The 15,770-nt window shown below is 32.4% G+C and carries 16 protein-coding genes; 8 read left to right on the top strand and 8 right to left on the bottom strand.

Annotated features, from left to right (window positions below):
* Positions 1 to 43 precede the first annotated feature (43 nt).
* The 3 genes from B4H69_RS09050 to B4H69_RS09040 are packed head-to-tail and all read right to left on the bottom strand — an operon-like array spanning position 44 to position 2,865.
* The gene (locus tag B4H69_RS09050; protein WP_038334708.1) at positions 44 to 988 is read right to left on the bottom strand and encodes a pseudouridine synthase; all 945 of its coding nucleotides are present in this window, start codon (positions 986 to 988) and stop codon (positions 44 to 46) included.
* A gap of 10 nt (positions 989 to 998) precedes the next feature.
* A complete protein-coding gene (locus B4H69_RS09045; protein ID WP_114998383.1) occupies positions 999 to 1,922 on the bottom strand; it encodes a UbiA family prenyltransferase in 924 nt (307 codons plus the stop codon).
* 25 nt (positions 1,923 to 1,947) lie between these two features.
* A complete protein-coding gene (locus B4H69_RS09040) occupies positions 1,948 to 2,865 on the bottom strand; it encodes a mevalonate kinase family protein (protein WP_280049240.1) in 918 nt (305 codons plus the stop codon).
* A gap of 243 nt (positions 2,866 to 3,108) precedes the next feature.
* On the opposite strand from B4H69_RS09040, the gene B4H69_RS09035 reads away from it, so the two are divergent.
* The 8 genes from B4H69_RS09035 (at position 3,109) to rfbD (ending at position 10,937) form a co-directional block, all read left to right on the top strand.
* Entirely contained in the window at positions 3,109 to 3,765 is a 657-nt protein-coding gene (locus tag B4H69_RS09035; RefSeq protein WP_291066308.1) for an HPP family protein, read from the top strand.
* Positions 3,765 to 4,649 (top strand): NAD kinase, encoded by an 885-nt coding sequence (locus B4H69_RS09030; RefSeq protein WP_291093617.1) that lies wholly within the window; start codon positions 3,765 to 3,767, stop codon positions 4,647 to 4,649. Before B4H69_RS09035 ends, B4H69_RS09030 begins: the two co-directional genes overlap by 1 nt.
* Positions 4,650 to 4,766: 117 nt before the next feature.
* On the top strand, positions 4,767 to 5,540 hold the full coding sequence (locus B4H69_RS09025) for a DUF6089 family protein (protein ID WP_291093615.1): 774 nt from the start codon (positions 4,767 to 4,769) through the stop codon (positions 5,538 to 5,540).
* 11 nt (positions 5,541 to 5,551) lie between these two features.
* The gene (locus B4H69_RS09020; protein ID WP_291093793.1) at positions 5,552 to 6,295 is read left to right on the top strand and encodes an isoprenyl transferase; all 744 of its coding nucleotides are present in this window, start codon (positions 5,552 to 5,554) and stop codon (positions 6,293 to 6,295) included.
* 20 nt (positions 6,296 to 6,315) lie between these two features.
* A complete protein-coding gene (bamA, locus tag B4H69_RS09015) occupies positions 6,316 to 8,838 on the top strand; it encodes an outer membrane protein assembly factor BamA (RefSeq protein WP_291093613.1) in 2,523 nt (840 codons plus the stop codon).
* Positions 8,839 to 8,899: 61 nt separating this feature from the next.
* A complete protein-coding gene (locus tag B4H69_RS09010) occupies positions 8,900 to 9,487 on the top strand; it encodes an OmpH family outer membrane protein (RefSeq protein WP_180905650.1) in 588 nt (195 codons plus the stop codon).
* Between the two features lie 26 nt (positions 9,488 to 9,513).
* Positions 9,514 to 10,029, top strand: coding sequence for an OmpH family outer membrane protein (locus B4H69_RS09005; protein WP_180905651.1), 516 nt, complete (start codon positions 9,514 to 9,516; stop codon positions 10,027 to 10,029).
* Between the two features lie 53 nt (positions 10,030 to 10,082).
* A complete protein-coding gene (gene rfbD / locus B4H69_RS09000) occupies positions 10,083 to 10,937 on the top strand; it encodes a dTDP-4-dehydrorhamnose reductase (protein WP_180905652.1) in 855 nt (284 codons plus the stop codon).
* Between the two features lie 69 nt (positions 10,938 to 11,006).
* Here rfbD and serS read toward each other — a convergent pair whose 3' ends face one another.
* The 5 genes from serS to B4H69_RS08975 all read right to left on the bottom strand — a co-directional run bounded on the left by serS (position 11,007) and on the right by B4H69_RS08975 (position 15,732).
* A complete protein-coding gene (gene serS, locus B4H69_RS08995) occupies positions 11,007 to 12,275 on the bottom strand; it encodes a serine--tRNA ligase (RefSeq protein ID WP_291093609.1) in 1,269 nt (422 codons plus the stop codon).
* A gap of 315 nt (positions 12,276 to 12,590) precedes the next feature.
* Complete coding sequence (locus tag B4H69_RS08990) at positions 12,591 to 12,893, bottom strand: hypothetical protein (RefSeq protein WP_180905654.1); 303 nt, start codon at positions 12,891 to 12,893, stop codon at positions 12,591 to 12,593.
* Positions 12,894 to 12,913: 20 nt separating this feature from the next.
* On the bottom strand, positions 12,914 to 14,038 hold the full coding sequence (locus B4H69_RS08985; protein WP_180905655.1) for an ATP-binding protein: 1,125 nt from the start codon (positions 14,036 to 14,038) through the stop codon (positions 12,914 to 12,916).
* Between the two features lie 18 nt (positions 14,039 to 14,056).
* Positions 14,057 to 14,734, bottom strand: coding sequence for a copper homeostasis protein CutC (locus B4H69_RS08980; protein ID WP_291093606.1), 678 nt, complete (start codon positions 14,732 to 14,734; stop codon positions 14,057 to 14,059).
* Entirely contained in the window at positions 14,731 to 15,732 is a 1,002-nt protein-coding gene (locus tag B4H69_RS08975) for an isoaspartyl peptidase/L-asparaginase family protein (RefSeq protein ID WP_291093604.1), read from the bottom strand. The genes B4H69_RS08980 and B4H69_RS08975 overlap by 4 nt, the downstream gene beginning before the upstream one ends.
* Positions 15,733 to 15,770 lie beyond the last annotated feature (38 nt).

Below are 15,770 nucleotides of genomic sequence, written 5' to 3'. Positions count from 1 at the left end.
ACCACTTCGAAAGAAGTGGTTTTTAAATTTTATAGCTGAGGTATTATAACATTTTCAAGAAGTTAACTTCTAATTCTGTTAATCTTCTAAAATCACCTCTTTGTAAAGTTTTCTTTGTAAGTCCTGCAAAAGAAACGCGGTCTAACGCTTCTACTTCGTATCCTTTTGTTTCGAAAATACGACGTACAACGCGGTTCCAACCAATGTGTAATTCTACACCAACTTCATTTTTCGGTCTACCTTCAATAAAAGAAATTTCGTCAACAACTGCAATTCCTTCAGGAATTAAACGAACACCTTTTTTGATGTCAGCCAAATCATTTGCTGTTAACTTTTTGTCCAATGTAACGTGATATATTTTTTTGATATCATGACTTGGATGTGTTAATTTCTTAGTTAAATAACCATCATTTGTAAACAATAAAACTCCTGTTGTTTGTCTATCCAAGCGTCCTACTGGGAAAATTCTCGCTGTAGTTGCTGTAGACATTAAGTCCATCACAGTTTTACGTCCTTTTTCATCATTTGATGTTGAAATAAAACCTTTTGGTTTATTCAACACAAAATATACATTTTTCTCTGAAGAGATTTTACGACCATCGAAACGAACTTCATCATCGGGTTGTACTTTATAACCCATTTCAGTAATCACTTGACCATTCACTGTAACGATTCCAGTTTTGATCAACTCGTCGGCCTCTCTTCTGGATGCAATCCCTGCATTCGCTACATATTTATTTAAACGAATAGTCCCGTCATCAACTGGTGCTTTTTTCAGTCTTTTAACAAATGGTTTTTCACCTGGTTTGTTAAACGGTTTCTTTGGTCCAAAACTTTTCTTTCCTTCTTCTGATGGTTTTCCACCAAAAGTTGGTTTTCCTTTCCCTGAAGATGGTTTAGAAGAAGAATTTCCTCTTGCTCCACCTTTTCCACGATTGTTCCCGCCTTGGGAATTTCTGTCGTTGGATTGATTTCGTCTGTTATTCATCTGAATTTGATTAATTTATGCGCTGATTAAAATTTTGCGCAATAGTTTGCAAAGTTAAGGGATTTATTTCGATTAATACGATACTAAATACACCCGCAACAATCATTCCCTTAAAAAAATAATGTAAAATCTTATATGCTTGTGTCGATTTTATTCTCCAAATGATAAATAAAATCACTGTGAAAGCGATATTCGCAGCAATAAAAAAGTACTTCATCGCGCCAACATCATTTTTCATAATGATAATAATTCCAATGATTAATTCTGTAATAATTAAACATGAAATCAAAACTTTTGTAAAATCTATTCCATATTTGATTGGAATTGAATCATAATTATAAATCAAATCTGCTTTTTGAGAACTCAAATCTTTTACAATATCAGTAATCAATAATAAAATACTCAAAAAAGTAGCATGTAAAGCCAAATTGAACGTGAAATGATCAAAATAAACCAATAAGGCGAAAAATGGCATGACACGAATAATAACCAAATAAAAGTTTTTGATCAATGCAAATCGATTGATTTTGTGGCTATAAAACCAAACTAGAAATTGATAAATCAAAAAGAAAATGAAAACCTTCCACGAAATTAAGGCTGCAATAATCAATGCTAAAGCATTCAGAACAATGTAAACAGTTAGTTTGAAACCTTGCGAAACTTGTTTCTGAAGATAAACTTGTAAAGGACGTTTGAGTTCGTCTTTTTCTAAATCGTAAAAATTATTGATGATATATCCCGCGGCCACACAAAGTATCGAACAAAGAATAAGCCCGTCCAACTTTGGATTTGTCAACAATTGACGATGACCAACTTCTGGCGCAAAAATAAAAAGTGCAGCAAGGTATTGTGCCAATATTAACACAATTAAATTATAGCCACGAACAACAGAAAATAATGCAAAAACTTTTAAGATTATTTTCTGAACGTTCATTGATTATATTTTTATAAATTATTTTTTAGAATTTGTAAATAACTTCGGTCTGGAAGTCTTTTAAGTAGCTTTTCGCTTTGTCATAATCTTGTGTAAAACCAAGAACATAACCGCCTCCGCCAGAACCACAAAGTTTTAGGTAATACGTATCTGTATCAATTCCAGTTTTCCATGCATTCACCAGTTTTTGAGGAATCATTGGTCTGAAATGCTCATAACCCCAAGCTGACAATTTTTGAAGATTTGAAAAAAGTGGATTGTATTCACCTTTCACAAAGTTTTCGATACATGCGTTGTTGTATTTAATAAATTCTTCTTTCAATGTTTTACGAAAACCCTCTTTTTTCATTTTTTCGAAGAAAATATGAATCATTGGCGCCGTTTCTCCTGGTGTACCCGAATTGATTAAGAAAACAGCTCCTTTTCCGTCTACGTTTGCAGAAGGTAAACCAATTGTCGAGATATCATCTTTTGATTGAATTAATAAAGGAATATTCATGTAACAAATCAAAGGATCAATTCCAGAACTTTTTCCATGAAAATGAGATTCTAAATTTCCGAAAAGAGCTTTTAATTTGCTAATTTTTTCTTTGTTTAGATTTTGATTGATATCAATTTTATTCAAGGCATATTTGTCATAAATAGCTGCAACCAAAGCGCCAGAACTACCTACACCATATCCTTGAGGAATGTTAGAATCGAAGTACATTCCGTTTGCAACATCTTCCGAAAAAGATTTTGTATCAAAAGTATCTGCAAAATTCTCTTCTAAAAATTTCGCATAATTTTTCAAGTGAGCATTTGACTCTTCTGCAATTTCAGAAGGCTCAAATTTTAATGCACCTTGGTAAAAATTATAAGGAATTGTTAATCCTTTCGAGTTCTCAATAATTCCATATTCGCCAAAAAGTAAGATTTTGGCATAAAATAATGGGTTCTTCATTCAATGTTAAAATTGGTACTGCAAATCTACAAAATTTAAGCCATTCTTTTTTGAATTTGAGGAAGAGTTTTGCTTTAAAAAATTGTAAATCACATTATTTTTTGATTATTAGTAGATTTTGGAATATATTTTGACTAAATAATTTAGAATAAATTGGTTAAATTTCAATTAATAATCAATGATTTTAACCCAATTAGCATTAAAAATAGAGAATTAATGTATTAAAATATATAAATTTGTGCCATGTATATCACCGAATATCTATCGAATGAGATAAAACCAGGGAAAGTTAATTCTTCTCCAAGTCAGCTTTTAGAAGTTGTGCAAGAGAATAAATTGACGCATTTAGCTTTGTTTAAAGGGTTGGATTTTGTTGGAAATATCTCGGAAGAAGATTTGATTGAATTATCAATTGATGATGAAAAAGTAGATTATACTTCGTATTTGGAGAGTTTTTATCTTTCTGAATTGAGTACGCTTTTAGATGCAATTCACATGATGTACACGAATCAGGCGAATATCTTACCAATTCTTAACGAACAATCGCGCTATGTTGGTTTTATTACGGAAACGGATATTATCAACACATTTGCAAATTTTCCTTTTGTCGCTGCGCAAGGCGTTTCGATGTTGGTTTCGATTGCGGAAAAAGATTTGTCGATGACCGCGATTTCTAATATTATTGAAGTGAATAACGGAAAAATTTTGGGAATGATGATTGTTGGGAATAATGAGGATAGCGTTTATGTTTTGCTGAAATTTAGTTCATCGAACTTGTTGGCAATTGGCGAAACATTTGAGCGTTATGGATATCAAGTGATTCAAAAATTTTATAATGACGAAAAACAAGAACTTCTGCAAAGTCGTTATGCACAATTGTTAAAATACATGAATACCTAATGATAAAAGTTGCACTTTTTGGACAAAAAACAAGTACGTCTTTAACGGATATTATTCCACCATTTATTAATTATTTAGTTCACAACGAAATTGCTTTTTGTGTTGAGCAAAATTTTCTTCAAATTTTAAAAGAAACAACTGATTTTGATACTGATAACGTAGAAACCTATACTTCTTATGATGATTTAGACAAATCGGTCAAGTTTTTATTCAGTTTTGGTGGAGATGGAACAATCTTATCGGCAACTACAATTGTTAGGGATTCTAATATTCCAATTATTGGCGTAAATACTGGACGTTTAGGCTTTTTAGCAACAATTAATAAAAGTGTGTTGTTGGAGCAAATGGATAGTTTTTTCAATGATGATTATAACATTATTCCACGAACTTTATTAACAGTGAAAAGAAGTGATGGTGTAGAAATTGAAAATAATTTTGCGATAAACGAAGTAACTGTAGTTCGCCGTGAAACAACTAGTATGATTACGGTTGATGCTTATTTGAACAATGAATTTCTAAATTCTTTTTGGTCTGATGGATTAATTATTTCTACGCCAACAGGATCTACAGGATATTCTTTAAGCTGTGGAGGACCAATTGTTCATCCGTCTAATCAAAATTTTGTCATTACACCTGTTGCGCCACATAATCTTAATGTGCGTCCATTAATTGTATCAGAAAACGAAAAAATTGACTTAAAAATACGTAGTAGAGCTAATGAATACTTCCTTTCGTTGGATTCTCGTAACTTTCCTTTAACAACTGACGTTGAATTAACCATACAAAAAGCAGAGTTCAAAATCCTAATTGTTGAAGCTATTGATGCGACTTATTTCACGACTTTGAGAGAAAAAATGCTTTGGGGTTCAGATAAAAGGAATTAAAATTTACAATAAAACTTCTTAATTTTTGTTAAATCAGTTACGTTGAATTGACTTTTGTTTATATTTGTTCGAATTTAAAAAGAAGAAAAAGCAAAAGCCGAAAAAATAACACAACTTATGAGGAGATTATTTTTGTTTGTTTTTATATTATGTTTTTCGCAATTAACTTTTGCGCAAAGACATGAACTCGGAATTTTTGCTGGTGGAGCAAATGTGATTGGAGATGTTGGTAAAGCCAGTTATATCAATCCATTTCCTACAAAAACTGAACCTGATGGAAAAATTTTCCTGCCTGTTTCGATTGGAGGGTTGTATCGTTTTAATATAAATCCACAAATGGGATTTAGAGCAAATATTTCTTATTCGAAAGTAGGTGCAAGTGATCACCGTTCGAAAGAGCAATATAAATTAGACCGGAAAAAAAGTTTTCGAAACAATATAGTAGAAGGGTCAGTAATGTTTGAGTATAATTTCTTTAGCATAAATGATGATCAGGAAAAAGCTCAATCTCCTTATATTTTTATAGGTTTGGGTGCTTTCTCTGCCAAAGGAAAGGAATATGATTATGACGCAGACAATGATTTGATTATAGAAAAAACAAAATACAATACTGATTTGACGATTCCTTTTGGAGTTGGCTATAAAGTAAGATTCAATTACAATTGGATTTTATCTTTCGAAACAGGTGTTCGTTATGCAAATGTAGATTATCTTGATTATAACACAGGGAAGTTTTCTGATCGATTTAATGAGGCAATAGCAGACGGAACTTTACCAAAAAGTGAATTTGATAAAAGACAATTTGGAAATATGTCTAGTAAAGACTGGTATGTATTAACAGGAATCACCTTAACTTATAGTTTTGGTCGACCTGCATGTTATTGTGATTAAAAAGAATGGAAATTAGTTTAGTAGAACAAATAGATAAAAATAATATACCTAATCACGTTGCAATCATTATGGATGGTAACGGAAGATGGGCCAAGAAGAACGGTAAAGAAAGAACTTTTGGACATAAAAGTGCTTTAGGAGCTGTTCGATCTTCTATAGAGACATGTCGCAAATTAGGTATACAACATCTTACACTTTACGCATTTTCTACAGAAAACTGGAATCGTCCAAAATTAGAAGTCAATGTTTTAATGACTTTATTAAGTTCTGCAATTAAGGACGAAATAAATGAATTACACAAAAATGGAGTTCGCTTGAATGTGATTGGAGATTTATCAAAATTACCAAAAAAAGCATTCAAAGATTTGACTCAAGCAATAGAAAAAACGAAAGACAACACAGCTTGTGTTTTGACATTAGCATTAAGTTATGGTTCGAAAGAAGAACTATTACAAGCGATGAAGTCTATTGCACAAAAATATAAAGACGGAGAAATATCCGACAATGATTTTAATGAAGAATTAGTTCATCAAAACTTATATACACACGATTTACCTATGGTAGATCTTATGATTAGAACAAGTGGCGAAACCAGAATTAGTAATTTCTTGTTGTGGCAAATTGCTTACGCAGAATTATATTTTACAGAGGTTTTGTGGCCTGATTTTAACGAGGAAGAATTTTATAAAGCAATTTTAAATTACCAAAATCGAGAACGTAGATTTGGTAAGATAAGCGAGCAACTAACGAACTAATCGAACTGAAATAGAGGATTATGAAGAAAATTTTTTGGACAATGTGTATGCTTGGAGCTTACATGGCACAAGCGCAAGTCGTAGATTCTACGAAAACCATTGATTCAACACAACAAGATAATTTTGTCTTAGATTATACCAATGCACGAACTTTCAAATTGAAAGATATCGTTGTAACAGGTGACTCTAAATATTCTAAGAATCAAATTATCCGTTATGCAGGTTTTGCTATCGGTGAAGAGATAGAATTACCAGGTACGAAGGTAAATAATGCTGTAAAAAAATTATGGAGATCTAATATTTTCTCTGACATCGACTTGTATGTAGATAAAATAGAAGGTAACGAAGTTACATTAGAGCTTGCCTTGGTTTCAGTTCCTAGTTTAGGAGAAATTAAGATTAATGGTGTGAAAAAATCGCAACGCGAAGATTTAATCAAACAAAATAAATTAAATCCAGGTGTTAAGATTACACAAAGTTTAATCAATACGACAAATAATAAAATTAAAGATTATTATACTGGAAAAGGTTATCCTAACACAACAATTAATGTAGAACGTCAGCCAATTGTTGGTAAAGAAGACGAAGAAAACATTACATTAAATGTGAATCGTGGAGAGCGTGTAAAGATTAAGAAAATCATTTTCGAAGGAAATGAAAACTTAACTGCTGCTCGTTTACGTAAAAAAGGGATGAAAAATACCAAACAGAAATCTATCAATATCTTCAAGTCATCTAAAATGATTCCTGAAAAATTCCAGGAAGATTTAAAAACATTGGTTGAAGAATACAAATCTGTTGGTTTTAGAGATGCTAAAGTTGAGTCATACAACATCGAAAAAGTTGATGACAAAAACTTATTAGTTAAAATTAAAGTTAACGAAGGAAAACCATATTTCTTAGGAGATGTAACGTTTTCTGGAAACTCAATTTATACTTCTGAACAATTACAACGAATTTTTGGTTACAAAACAGGAGATCGTTATGATGCAGTAGGTATCAACAAAAAGATTTCTGGATCAGAAAAAGACGATGATATTTCTACATTATACATGGATAGAGGGTATTTGTTTGCTCGTGCTATTCCTGTAGAAAAAAGTGTGAAAAATGATACAATCGATCTTGAAATTAAAGTTTTCGAAGGTACTCAAGCTACACTTAACAAAGTAACGATTAACGGTAATACAGAAGCTCATGATCATATTTTATACCGTGAGTTAAGAACTAAACCAGGAGATTTATTCTCTAAATCGGACATTAAACGTACGATGATGGAGTTAGCTTCTTTAGGATATTTAGAGCCAACGCAAATTGTTCCAGATATTCAACCAAATCAAGATAATAATACAGTTGATGTAGAGTGGAAAGTTGCGCCAAAATCATCTTCTCAAGTAGAATTACAAGGAGGATATGGTGCAGGGACTTTCATTGGTACATTAGGATTAACTTTCGGGAATTTCTCATTGAAGAATTTTTTCAATAAAAAAGCTTGGAAACCAATTCCAATGGGAGATGGACAACAATTATCATTAAGAGCACAAGCTGGTAACGGATATAAAAATTATAGTTTATCGTTTGTTGAACCTTGGATTGGAGGAAAACGCCCTACAGCTTTATCAACGTCTTTTTATTATTCACAATATGATTACCGCGATAATTATGGAGAAAAAGCGAAATTGGATATCTTAGGAGCTTCAGTTGGTTTAACTAAGTTGTTAACTTGGCCAGATGATTATTTCCGTTTATCAAACTCAATTTCTTATCAGTTATATAACTTCGATAATTATGCGATGTCTGTTGGTAATATGCAATATGAAAATGGTTCGTCAAACAACTTAAACTATACATTAGGTTTAACACGTAATTCAGCTGGACCAGACCCTATTTTCCCTCAATCAGGATCAGAAATTAGTTTATCGTTTACGACAACATTTCCTTATTCAGTTTTTAATAACAAAGACTATACAAACATGTCTGACGTAGAAAAATTCAAATGGTTAGAATATTATAAATTCAAAGCTAAAGCATATTTCTACAAAGAATTAACAGGTAAATTAGTTTTAAAAGCTGGTGGAGAATTTGGAGTTTTAGGAACATATAACCGTAAAATTGGAACAATTCCTTTCGAGCGTTTCTACTTAGGAGGAACAGGTCTTACACAAAATCGTTTCGATGGACGTGAGATCATTTCATTAAGAGGTTACGAAGATGCAACAAACTCTGGTGGACAAACAGGAGATATTACGCCAGAAGGAGGTGGAACAATCTATAATAAATATTCGTTAGAATTACGTTATCCAATCACAATGAGCCAAACAGCCAAAATTTATGCATTAACTTTTGCAGAAGGAGGTAACGTTTGGAACAATACAAGTGAATTTAAACCGTTTGAATTAAAACGTTCTGCAGGAGCAGGTGTTCGTATTTATATGCCAGCATTTGGTTTGTTAGGATTTGATTTTGGATACGGATTTGATAAAGGATTTGGACAAACAGAACGCTCTGGATGGCAAACTCACTTTATTATTGGACAACAATTCTAATAAATTGATTAAATTTGCTTAGAACGTTTTGGCATAATTTTAGAATTAACACATCACAAATATGAAAAAATGGATTAGCTTTATAGCGTTGTTCTTTGGATTAGCAAGTTTCTCTTTTGCGCAAAGATTTTGTTACGTAGACAGCCAGTATATTTTAGAAAATTTACCTGAATATACTTCGTCTCAAAGCAAATTAAAATCTCAAACAGAATCTTGGCAAAAAGAAATTGAGCAAAAACAAGAAAATTTAGCTAAATTACAAGCCGAATTCGAAGCCGAAAAGATTTTATTAACGGCAGAACAGGTGAAAGAGCAAGAGAAAAAGCTAGCGGATGAAGTGGCAGCTGTAAGAATTTTGCAAGACAAGCGTTATGGACCAAATGGTGATTTAGTGAATCTGAGAAGATCAATGGTAAAACCTTTACAAGATCAAATTTATAATGCGACAAAAGAAGTTGCTGATAAAAGAGGTTATGGTTTCGTATTTGATAAAGGAAGTGATTTAATCATGATTTACACAGATCCAAAGTTTGACATAAGTAGAGAAGTATTAATGACTTTAAGACCAGAATTGAAACCAAATAATTCAAAAACATCAACTTCTGGAAATAATAAAACTAGTAATAGTAGCAATAAAACAAGAAAATAAATTTTAAAAAACAAATTAGACTAGAAATGAAACAAATTAGATTGATAGCAGTATTTACAATGATGGTTTTCGGAAGCGTTTTATCTTTCGCTCAAGAAATTGCACATATTGATACGCAAGCAGTAATTGAATCAATGCCAGCATACAAAAAAGCTGAAGCAGACTTAGAAGCATTAGGAAAAGGTCACCAAACTAAAATTGAAGCTTTACAAGCAGAATATAAGGCTTTTATGGAAAAAGCACAAAAAGATTTAGCTGGTAAATCTCAAGAAGAAGCTCAAAAATTAATTGCAGCGAACAAATACCAAGAAAAAGAGCAAGAAATGCAAAAGAAATATGAAAATTATGCAAAAGCTGCTCAAGATGAAATGCAAGCAAAAGAGAAAGCTTTAATGGATCCAATCGAGAAAAGAGTAATGGATGCAATTAATGCTGCTGCTGCAAAAAAAGGAGTTAAATATGTTTTACCTGCAGGTGTTTTAGTTTACAAAGCTGGAGGATACGACTTATTAAACGATGTTAAAAAAGAATTAGGTTTATAATTTTAAGTATTATTAATATCTTCAAGCCACTATTTTAGTGGCTTTTTTTATATATGAAAAGAATTTTAGTTACCGGAGCGAATGGTCAGTTAGGTCAATCAATCTTAGAGCAATCAAAAAACTACAAGGAAATTGAATGTTTTTTTGTCACTCGAAACGAATTAGATATTACGAACGAAGAATTAATTAATCATTATTTCGAAGATAAATCATTCGATTTTGTTATCAATTGTGCAGCTTATACAGCGGTTGATAAAGCAGAAGATGATCAAGAGAATGCTTATTTAGTAAACGCAAAAGCAACAGAATTTTTAGCAAAAATTACGAATGAGAAAGGAATTCCATTTATTCATGTTTCGACAGATTATGTGTTTGATGGAACTGAAGCTCAACCTCGTTTAGAAACTGATCAAACAAATCCGATTGGTGTCTATGGTCAAACAAAGTTAGACGGAGAAAATTTAGCATTAGAAAACAATCCTAAAACGATTATTTTACGCACAGCTTGGGTTTATTCTCGATTTGGAAATAACTTCGTTAAAACGATGCTTAGATTGTTTAATGACAAAGATTCAATCTCTGTTGTGGCAGATCAAATTGGTTCTCCAACAAATGCGATTGATTTGGCTGACGCAATCTTAACGATTATTTCGAAAAATGATTTAACGTATGGAATTTTTAATTATTCGAATGAAGGAGAATGTTCTTGGTTTGAATTTGCTCAAAAAATTAAAGAATTTTCTAATTCAACAATCGAAATTAATCCTGTTCCAACTTCAGCTTATCCAACAAAAGCGAAGCGTCCTGCGTACAGTTTATTGGATAAATCAAAAATAAAAGAAGTGTATCAACTTGATATTCCGACTTGGGAAGATAGTTTGAAAGAAGAATTGAAGTATTTGATTTAGTTTCAATTTTAATAACATAAAAAAGCTCGAGAATTTCTCGAGCTTTTTATTTATCTGAAAGGTTATTAATTAATCTAAAATCTCAAAACGAGTATAAGGTTGCAATGCTTTCGGAATTTTTACTGTTCCATCAGCCTGTTGGTGATTCTCTAGAATTGACGCTAAAATACGTGGTAAAGCTAAAGCAGAACCATTTAAAATATGCGCTAATTGCGTTCCGTTTTCATCTTTGTAACGTAATTTCAAACGATTCGCTTGGAATGTCTCAAAATTAGAAACAGAAGAAACTTCTAGCCACTTTTCTTGCGCCTCAGAGAAAACTTCGAAATCGTATGTAATTGCAGATGTAAAACCTGTATCTCCACCACAAAGTCTTAAAATACGGTATGGTAATTCTAAATCTTCTAAAATTCCTTTTACGTGCTCAATCATTCCGTCTAAAGCAGCATAAGAATTTTCTGGTTTTTCAATACGCACAATCTCAACTTTCTCAAATTGGTGCAAACGATTCAAACCTCTTACATCTTTTCCATAAGAACCCGCTTCACGACGGAAACAAGGCGAATATGCAGTCAGCGTAATTGGTAAATCTTCTGCTTTTACAATCGTATCACGGTAAATATTTGTTACAGGAACTTCCGCAGTAGGGATCAAGTACAAATCATCTTCTCCAATATAATACATTTGCCCTTCTTTGTCTGGTAACTGTCCAGTTCCATAACCAGAAGCCTCATTTACAACAAAAGGAGGAACAATTTCTGTATAACCAGCATCAGAATTTTTATCTAAGAAAAATTGCGTTAAAGCACGTTGCAAACGAGCACCTTTTCCTTTGTAAACAGGGAAACCAGCTCCAGTAATTTTAACACCTAATTCAAAATCAATGATGTCAAATTTCTTAGCAACTTCCCAGTGTGGCAAATTGTTTGGTTTTGCAGTTGCATCTCCGTGTTCAAAAACGATTTCGTTATCATCAGCATCTTTTCCTGCCATTACGATTTCGTTCGGAATATTCGGGATTTGATACAAAATATCTTTAACGGATGTTTCGTAAGACGATAATAAATCTTGTAACTCTTTTGATTGAGTTTTTAAATCAACCGTTTTGTTTTTTAATTCATTAGCCTCTTCCGATCTTCCATCTTTAAACAAATTACCAATTTCTTTTGCTAATTTGTTGGATTCAGCTAATACATTATCTAATTCAAATTGTGTTTTACGACGAAGTTCATCCACATTTAAAACTTCATCAACAAGATCTAATTGTTTGAAGTTACGTTTTTTAAGTCCTTCAATTACACGATCTTTGTTTTCTTGAATGTAAGAAACTACTAGCATACTTTTATTAAATTTATACAAATGTATAAATAATTAATTTTTTAGAATAAAGATTAAATGATTTAGTATCAAAAATTAATCAAAATCTACTTATTTTTAGATTTTACTGTCTTTATTAGATAAATAATTGACATAATGTTTTTTACAAATAATATTCAAAAATTGTAAAATATTTTATAATTAATTGATAATTAATGCATTAAACTTTATTTATTGAGAATTTATTAATACAACTATATTACATTGATTTTACATGCTGTTGTTTGCATTTCGAAATACATTTGTCAAAGAAAATTAATCGAAAATTATTAATAATTAAAACAATAAAACAATGAAAAAATTTTTCGCAGTAGTTGCAGTAGCAGCTTTATCTTTAGGAGCAGTATCTTGTGGTGAGAAAAAAGCAGAAGAAGCACCAGCTAACGTTGATTCAGCAGCAGTAACAGTTGATTCAGCAGCAGCAGTAGTTGATTCAGCAGCAGCAGTAGTTGACTCAGCAGCAGCTAAAGTTGATTCAGCAGCAACTAAAGTTGAAGGTGCAGCTAAAGAAGTAGCTCCAGCTACTGAAGCTCCAGCAAAATAATTTGAAATAACATTCAGATCATATAAAGAAACCACTTATTAGATAAGTGGTTTTTTTATGCTGTTTTGCGATGTAAATATCTCGTTAGCTTGATTGATAAATCTAAAAGAATAATTTTAGAATTACCATTTCGCTCGATATGATATGACGCTTCATTAATTTCATTTAAAATATCTTCGATATTTGCTCCATGTATAAAAGGCGCAAAACCTTGCCATTTAAAGCCTTCTGCATTGATTTGCAAGAAAACTAAATCATCAGATTGATACGTTTTTAACAAAGCTTGACGAAAAATCTCGGAACAATAGTTCAAAAAATCTTTTTGCTCACTTCTCGACCAACTTGCAATTTGATTTGACCAATCAATCAAATCCTTTAAAACGGTTGGAGTTTTGGCTGCCATAAACGCTTTTCGAACCCAAGTCACAAAATATTTATCGAATAAATGCTCGTCATCATTCAATTGATGCAAGGCTTCTCGTACATTTCCTTGCGATAGAAAAGCAATATGTTGCGCTTTTTCTGGATTAATATTTTTCTTCTCAACCAAATAGTTCTTTACATCCGATTGCGATAAACGTGGGATTTTGACTAATTGACAACGAGAAGTAATGGTTTGTAAAATTAAATCCTCGCGCTCTGTTACCAATAAAAACAGTGTTTTTTGAGGTGGTTCTTCAATTATTTTCAACAATTTATTGGCTGCAGCAGTTGTCATTTCCTCTGCTTGCCAAATAATCATGATTTTGTAACCGCCTTCGTAACTGTTTAGCGCTAATGTTTTAACAATTTCATCTGCTTCATCAACAGGGATAACGCCTTGTTTTTTTTCAATTCCGAGATGGGACATCCAATCGGTTAGATTTCCATAGACATTTTCGTCTACAAAAGTTCGCCAATCGTTTAATAAATACTTAGCAAGTGGCTTTTTTACACTTTCTGTTGCTGAATAAGGAAAAGAAAAATGTAAATCGGGATGTTGTAATTTATCAACTTTCAGATTGCATTGTTCGTTATTCAAACCACACAAAACCTCACGTGCATAAGCAATAGCCAAAGCCAAAGTTCCCGAACCTTCTGGACCAGAAAATAGCTGCGCATGACTTATACGACCATCTTTTATAGATTGTTGAAGTTTGTTTTTAATCTCCTGTTGTCCAATTACATTTTCCCAAAGCATAGTCCAAAGTTACTATTTTTATTTTTCAGAATTTATCAAACTTTTTAATCGATTGATTTCTTCTAAATTAGCAATTCCAGAATCGTCAATCATTGCTGAAGAATGAAAATAAGTTGCATTTGCATATGAATCAATTTCTTCAATATTTGTTGAGCGCAAACCACCTCCAGGCATAATTGTAATTTGATTTTCTGCTTTTTTAACCAGATTTTTTAATTCACGTTTTCCATAATCTACATTGCTATCCAAGCCAGAAGTTAAGATTGTTTTGAATCCTAAATCAATCACTGTTTGAAGTGTGTCCTCGGCATCAGAAGTTCTGTCAAATGCACGATGAAACGTACATGGAAAAGGTTTTGAAAGTTCAACTAATTCTTGATTTCGTTCAAAATCAATTTCGTTATCTTCATTCAAAATTCCAAAAACAAAACCATCAATTCTAAAATTTTTAATCATGATGATTTCAGATTTCATTTGTTCAAATTCTTCATCAGAATAACAAAAATCTCCACCACGAGGGCGAATCATCACCATAATTTCTTTGTCTGTTTCTTTTCGCAATGTTTTGATATCTTCAAAATCTGGTGTAACTCCACCTGTTGAAGCATTGGCGCATAACTCAATTCGATCTGCATTTGATTTTGCAGCAATTAAAGCTGATTCTAAGTTGAAACAAGCGATTTCTAATTTTTTCATTTTGTAATAGATTTTCCGTCAATCAAACGATTTCCAGTTTCGTCATAAACCGCAAAGTTAAAGCCTGGATGGATACAATACGAACCATATTCACCTTGTTTATTAATCGCAATAAAACCAACTTGAATAGCCGATAAATCTTTTTTGCGCGATTTTGTTAACTTAATAATTCGATGTACAGCCTCCTTACACGCATTTTCTGGCGAATAACCTTGACGCATCAATTCCACAACCAAATGACTTCCCGCAATACGAATTACTTCTTCACCGTGTCCAGTTGCTGTCGCTGCACCAATTTCGTTATCAACATACAAACCTGCGCCGATAATTGGTGAATCTCCAACACGTCCGTGCATTTTGTATGCCATGCCACTTGTCGTACAAGCTCCAGAAAGATTTCCGTGCGCATCTAATGCAATCATTCCAATTGTATCATGATTTTCGATATTGATTGGCATTTGATAGTTGGTGTCTTTCAACCATTCTTTCCATTCTTGTTCGGAAACATCAGTCAATAAATTCTCTTTTCTGAAGCCTTTTTCCAACGCAAATTGAAGTGCACCATTTCCAACTAACATAACATGCGGCGTATCTTCCATCACTTTTCGCGCAACAGAAATAGGATGTTTGATATATTCTAAACCTGCAACAGAACCGATATTCGCTTGATCGTCCATAATACAGGCGTCCAACGTTACTTTTCCATCACGATCAGGACGTCCACCGTAACCAACACTTCGTTCATTTGGATCTGCCTCCACCAATTTTACTCCTTGTTCTACTGCGTCTAAAGCAGTTCCATTTTTACCTAAAATTTTCCAAGCTTCAGCATTAGCTTCAAGTCCAAAACGCCATGTAGAAAGAACAATTGGCTTATTGATTTTTGTTGAAGTAGCTGATTTTATAGATTTAGTTTGTGCACTAAGATCAAGTTTTGTTGTACCTAAAAGCAAGCCTAATGCACCTAAATTTTTTATAAAATTTCTTCTATTATTCATATGTTAATCGATTTCAAATTATGAATCTAACAAATATA

It is taken from the genome of Empedobacter sp. UBA6745, assembly GCF_002453775.1.
In the GTDB taxonomy this organism is placed as follows: domain Bacteria; phylum Bacteroidota; class Bacteroidia; order Flavobacteriales; family Weeksellaceae; genus Empedobacter; species Empedobacter falsenii_C.
The sequence above is the reverse complement of the archived record's forward strand: the minus strand, read 5'-3'. Positions and strand labels throughout refer to the sequence as shown.

What these genes read in the sequence shown, in the direction of transcription:
- B4H69_RS09050 (WP_038334708.1), bottom strand. Translation starts at nt 988, where the DNA reads ATGAATAACAGACGAAATCAATCCAACGACAGAAATTCCCAAGGCGGG.
- B4H69_RS09045 (WP_114998383.1), bottom strand. Translation starts at nt 1,922, where the DNA reads ATGAACGTTCAGAAAATAATCTTAAAAGTTTTTGCATTATTTTCTGTT.
- B4H69_RS09040 (WP_280049240.1), bottom strand. Translation starts at nt 2,865, where the DNA reads ATGAAGAACCCATTATTTTATGCCAAAATCTTACTTTTTGGCGAATAT.
- B4H69_RS09035 (WP_291066308.1), top strand. Translation starts at nt 3,109, where the DNA reads ATGTATATCACCGAATATCTATCGAATGAGATAAAACCAGGGAAAGTT.
- B4H69_RS09030 (WP_291093617.1), top strand. Translation starts at nt 3,765, where the DNA reads ATGATAAAAGTTGCACTTTTTGGACAAAAAACAAGTACGTCTTTAACG.
- B4H69_RS09025 (WP_291093615.1), top strand. Translation starts at nt 4,767, where the DNA reads ATGAGGAGATTATTTTTGTTTGTTTTTATATTATGTTTTTCGCAATTA.
- bamA (WP_291093613.1), top strand. Translation starts at nt 6,316, where the DNA reads ATGAAGAAAATTTTTTGGACAATGTGTATGCTTGGAGCTTACATGGCA.
- B4H69_RS09010 (WP_180905650.1), top strand. Translation starts at nt 8,900, where the DNA reads ATGAAAAAATGGATTAGCTTTATAGCGTTGTTCTTTGGATTAGCAAGT.
- B4H69_RS09005 (WP_180905651.1), top strand. Translation starts at nt 9,514, where the DNA reads ATGAAACAAATTAGATTGATAGCAGTATTTACAATGATGGTTTTCGGA.
- rfbD (WP_180905652.1), top strand. Translation starts at nt 10,083, where the DNA reads ATGAAAAGAATTTTAGTTACCGGAGCGAATGGTCAGTTAGGTCAATCA.
- serS (WP_291093609.1), bottom strand. Translation starts at nt 12,275, where the DNA reads ATGCTAGTAGTTTCTTACATTCAAGAAAACAAAGATCGTGTAATTGAA.
- B4H69_RS08985 (WP_180905655.1), bottom strand. Translation starts at nt 14,038, where the DNA reads ATGCTTTGGGAAAATGTAATTGGACAACAGGAGATTAAAAACAAACTT.
- B4H69_RS08980 (WP_291093606.1), bottom strand. Translation starts at nt 14,734, where the DNA reads ATGAAAAAATTAGAAATCGCTTGTTTCAACTTAGAATCAGCTTTAATT.
- B4H69_RS08975 (WP_291093604.1), bottom strand. Translation starts at nt 15,732, where the DNA reads ATGAATAATAGAAGAAATTTTATAAAAAATTTAGGTGCATTAGGCTTG.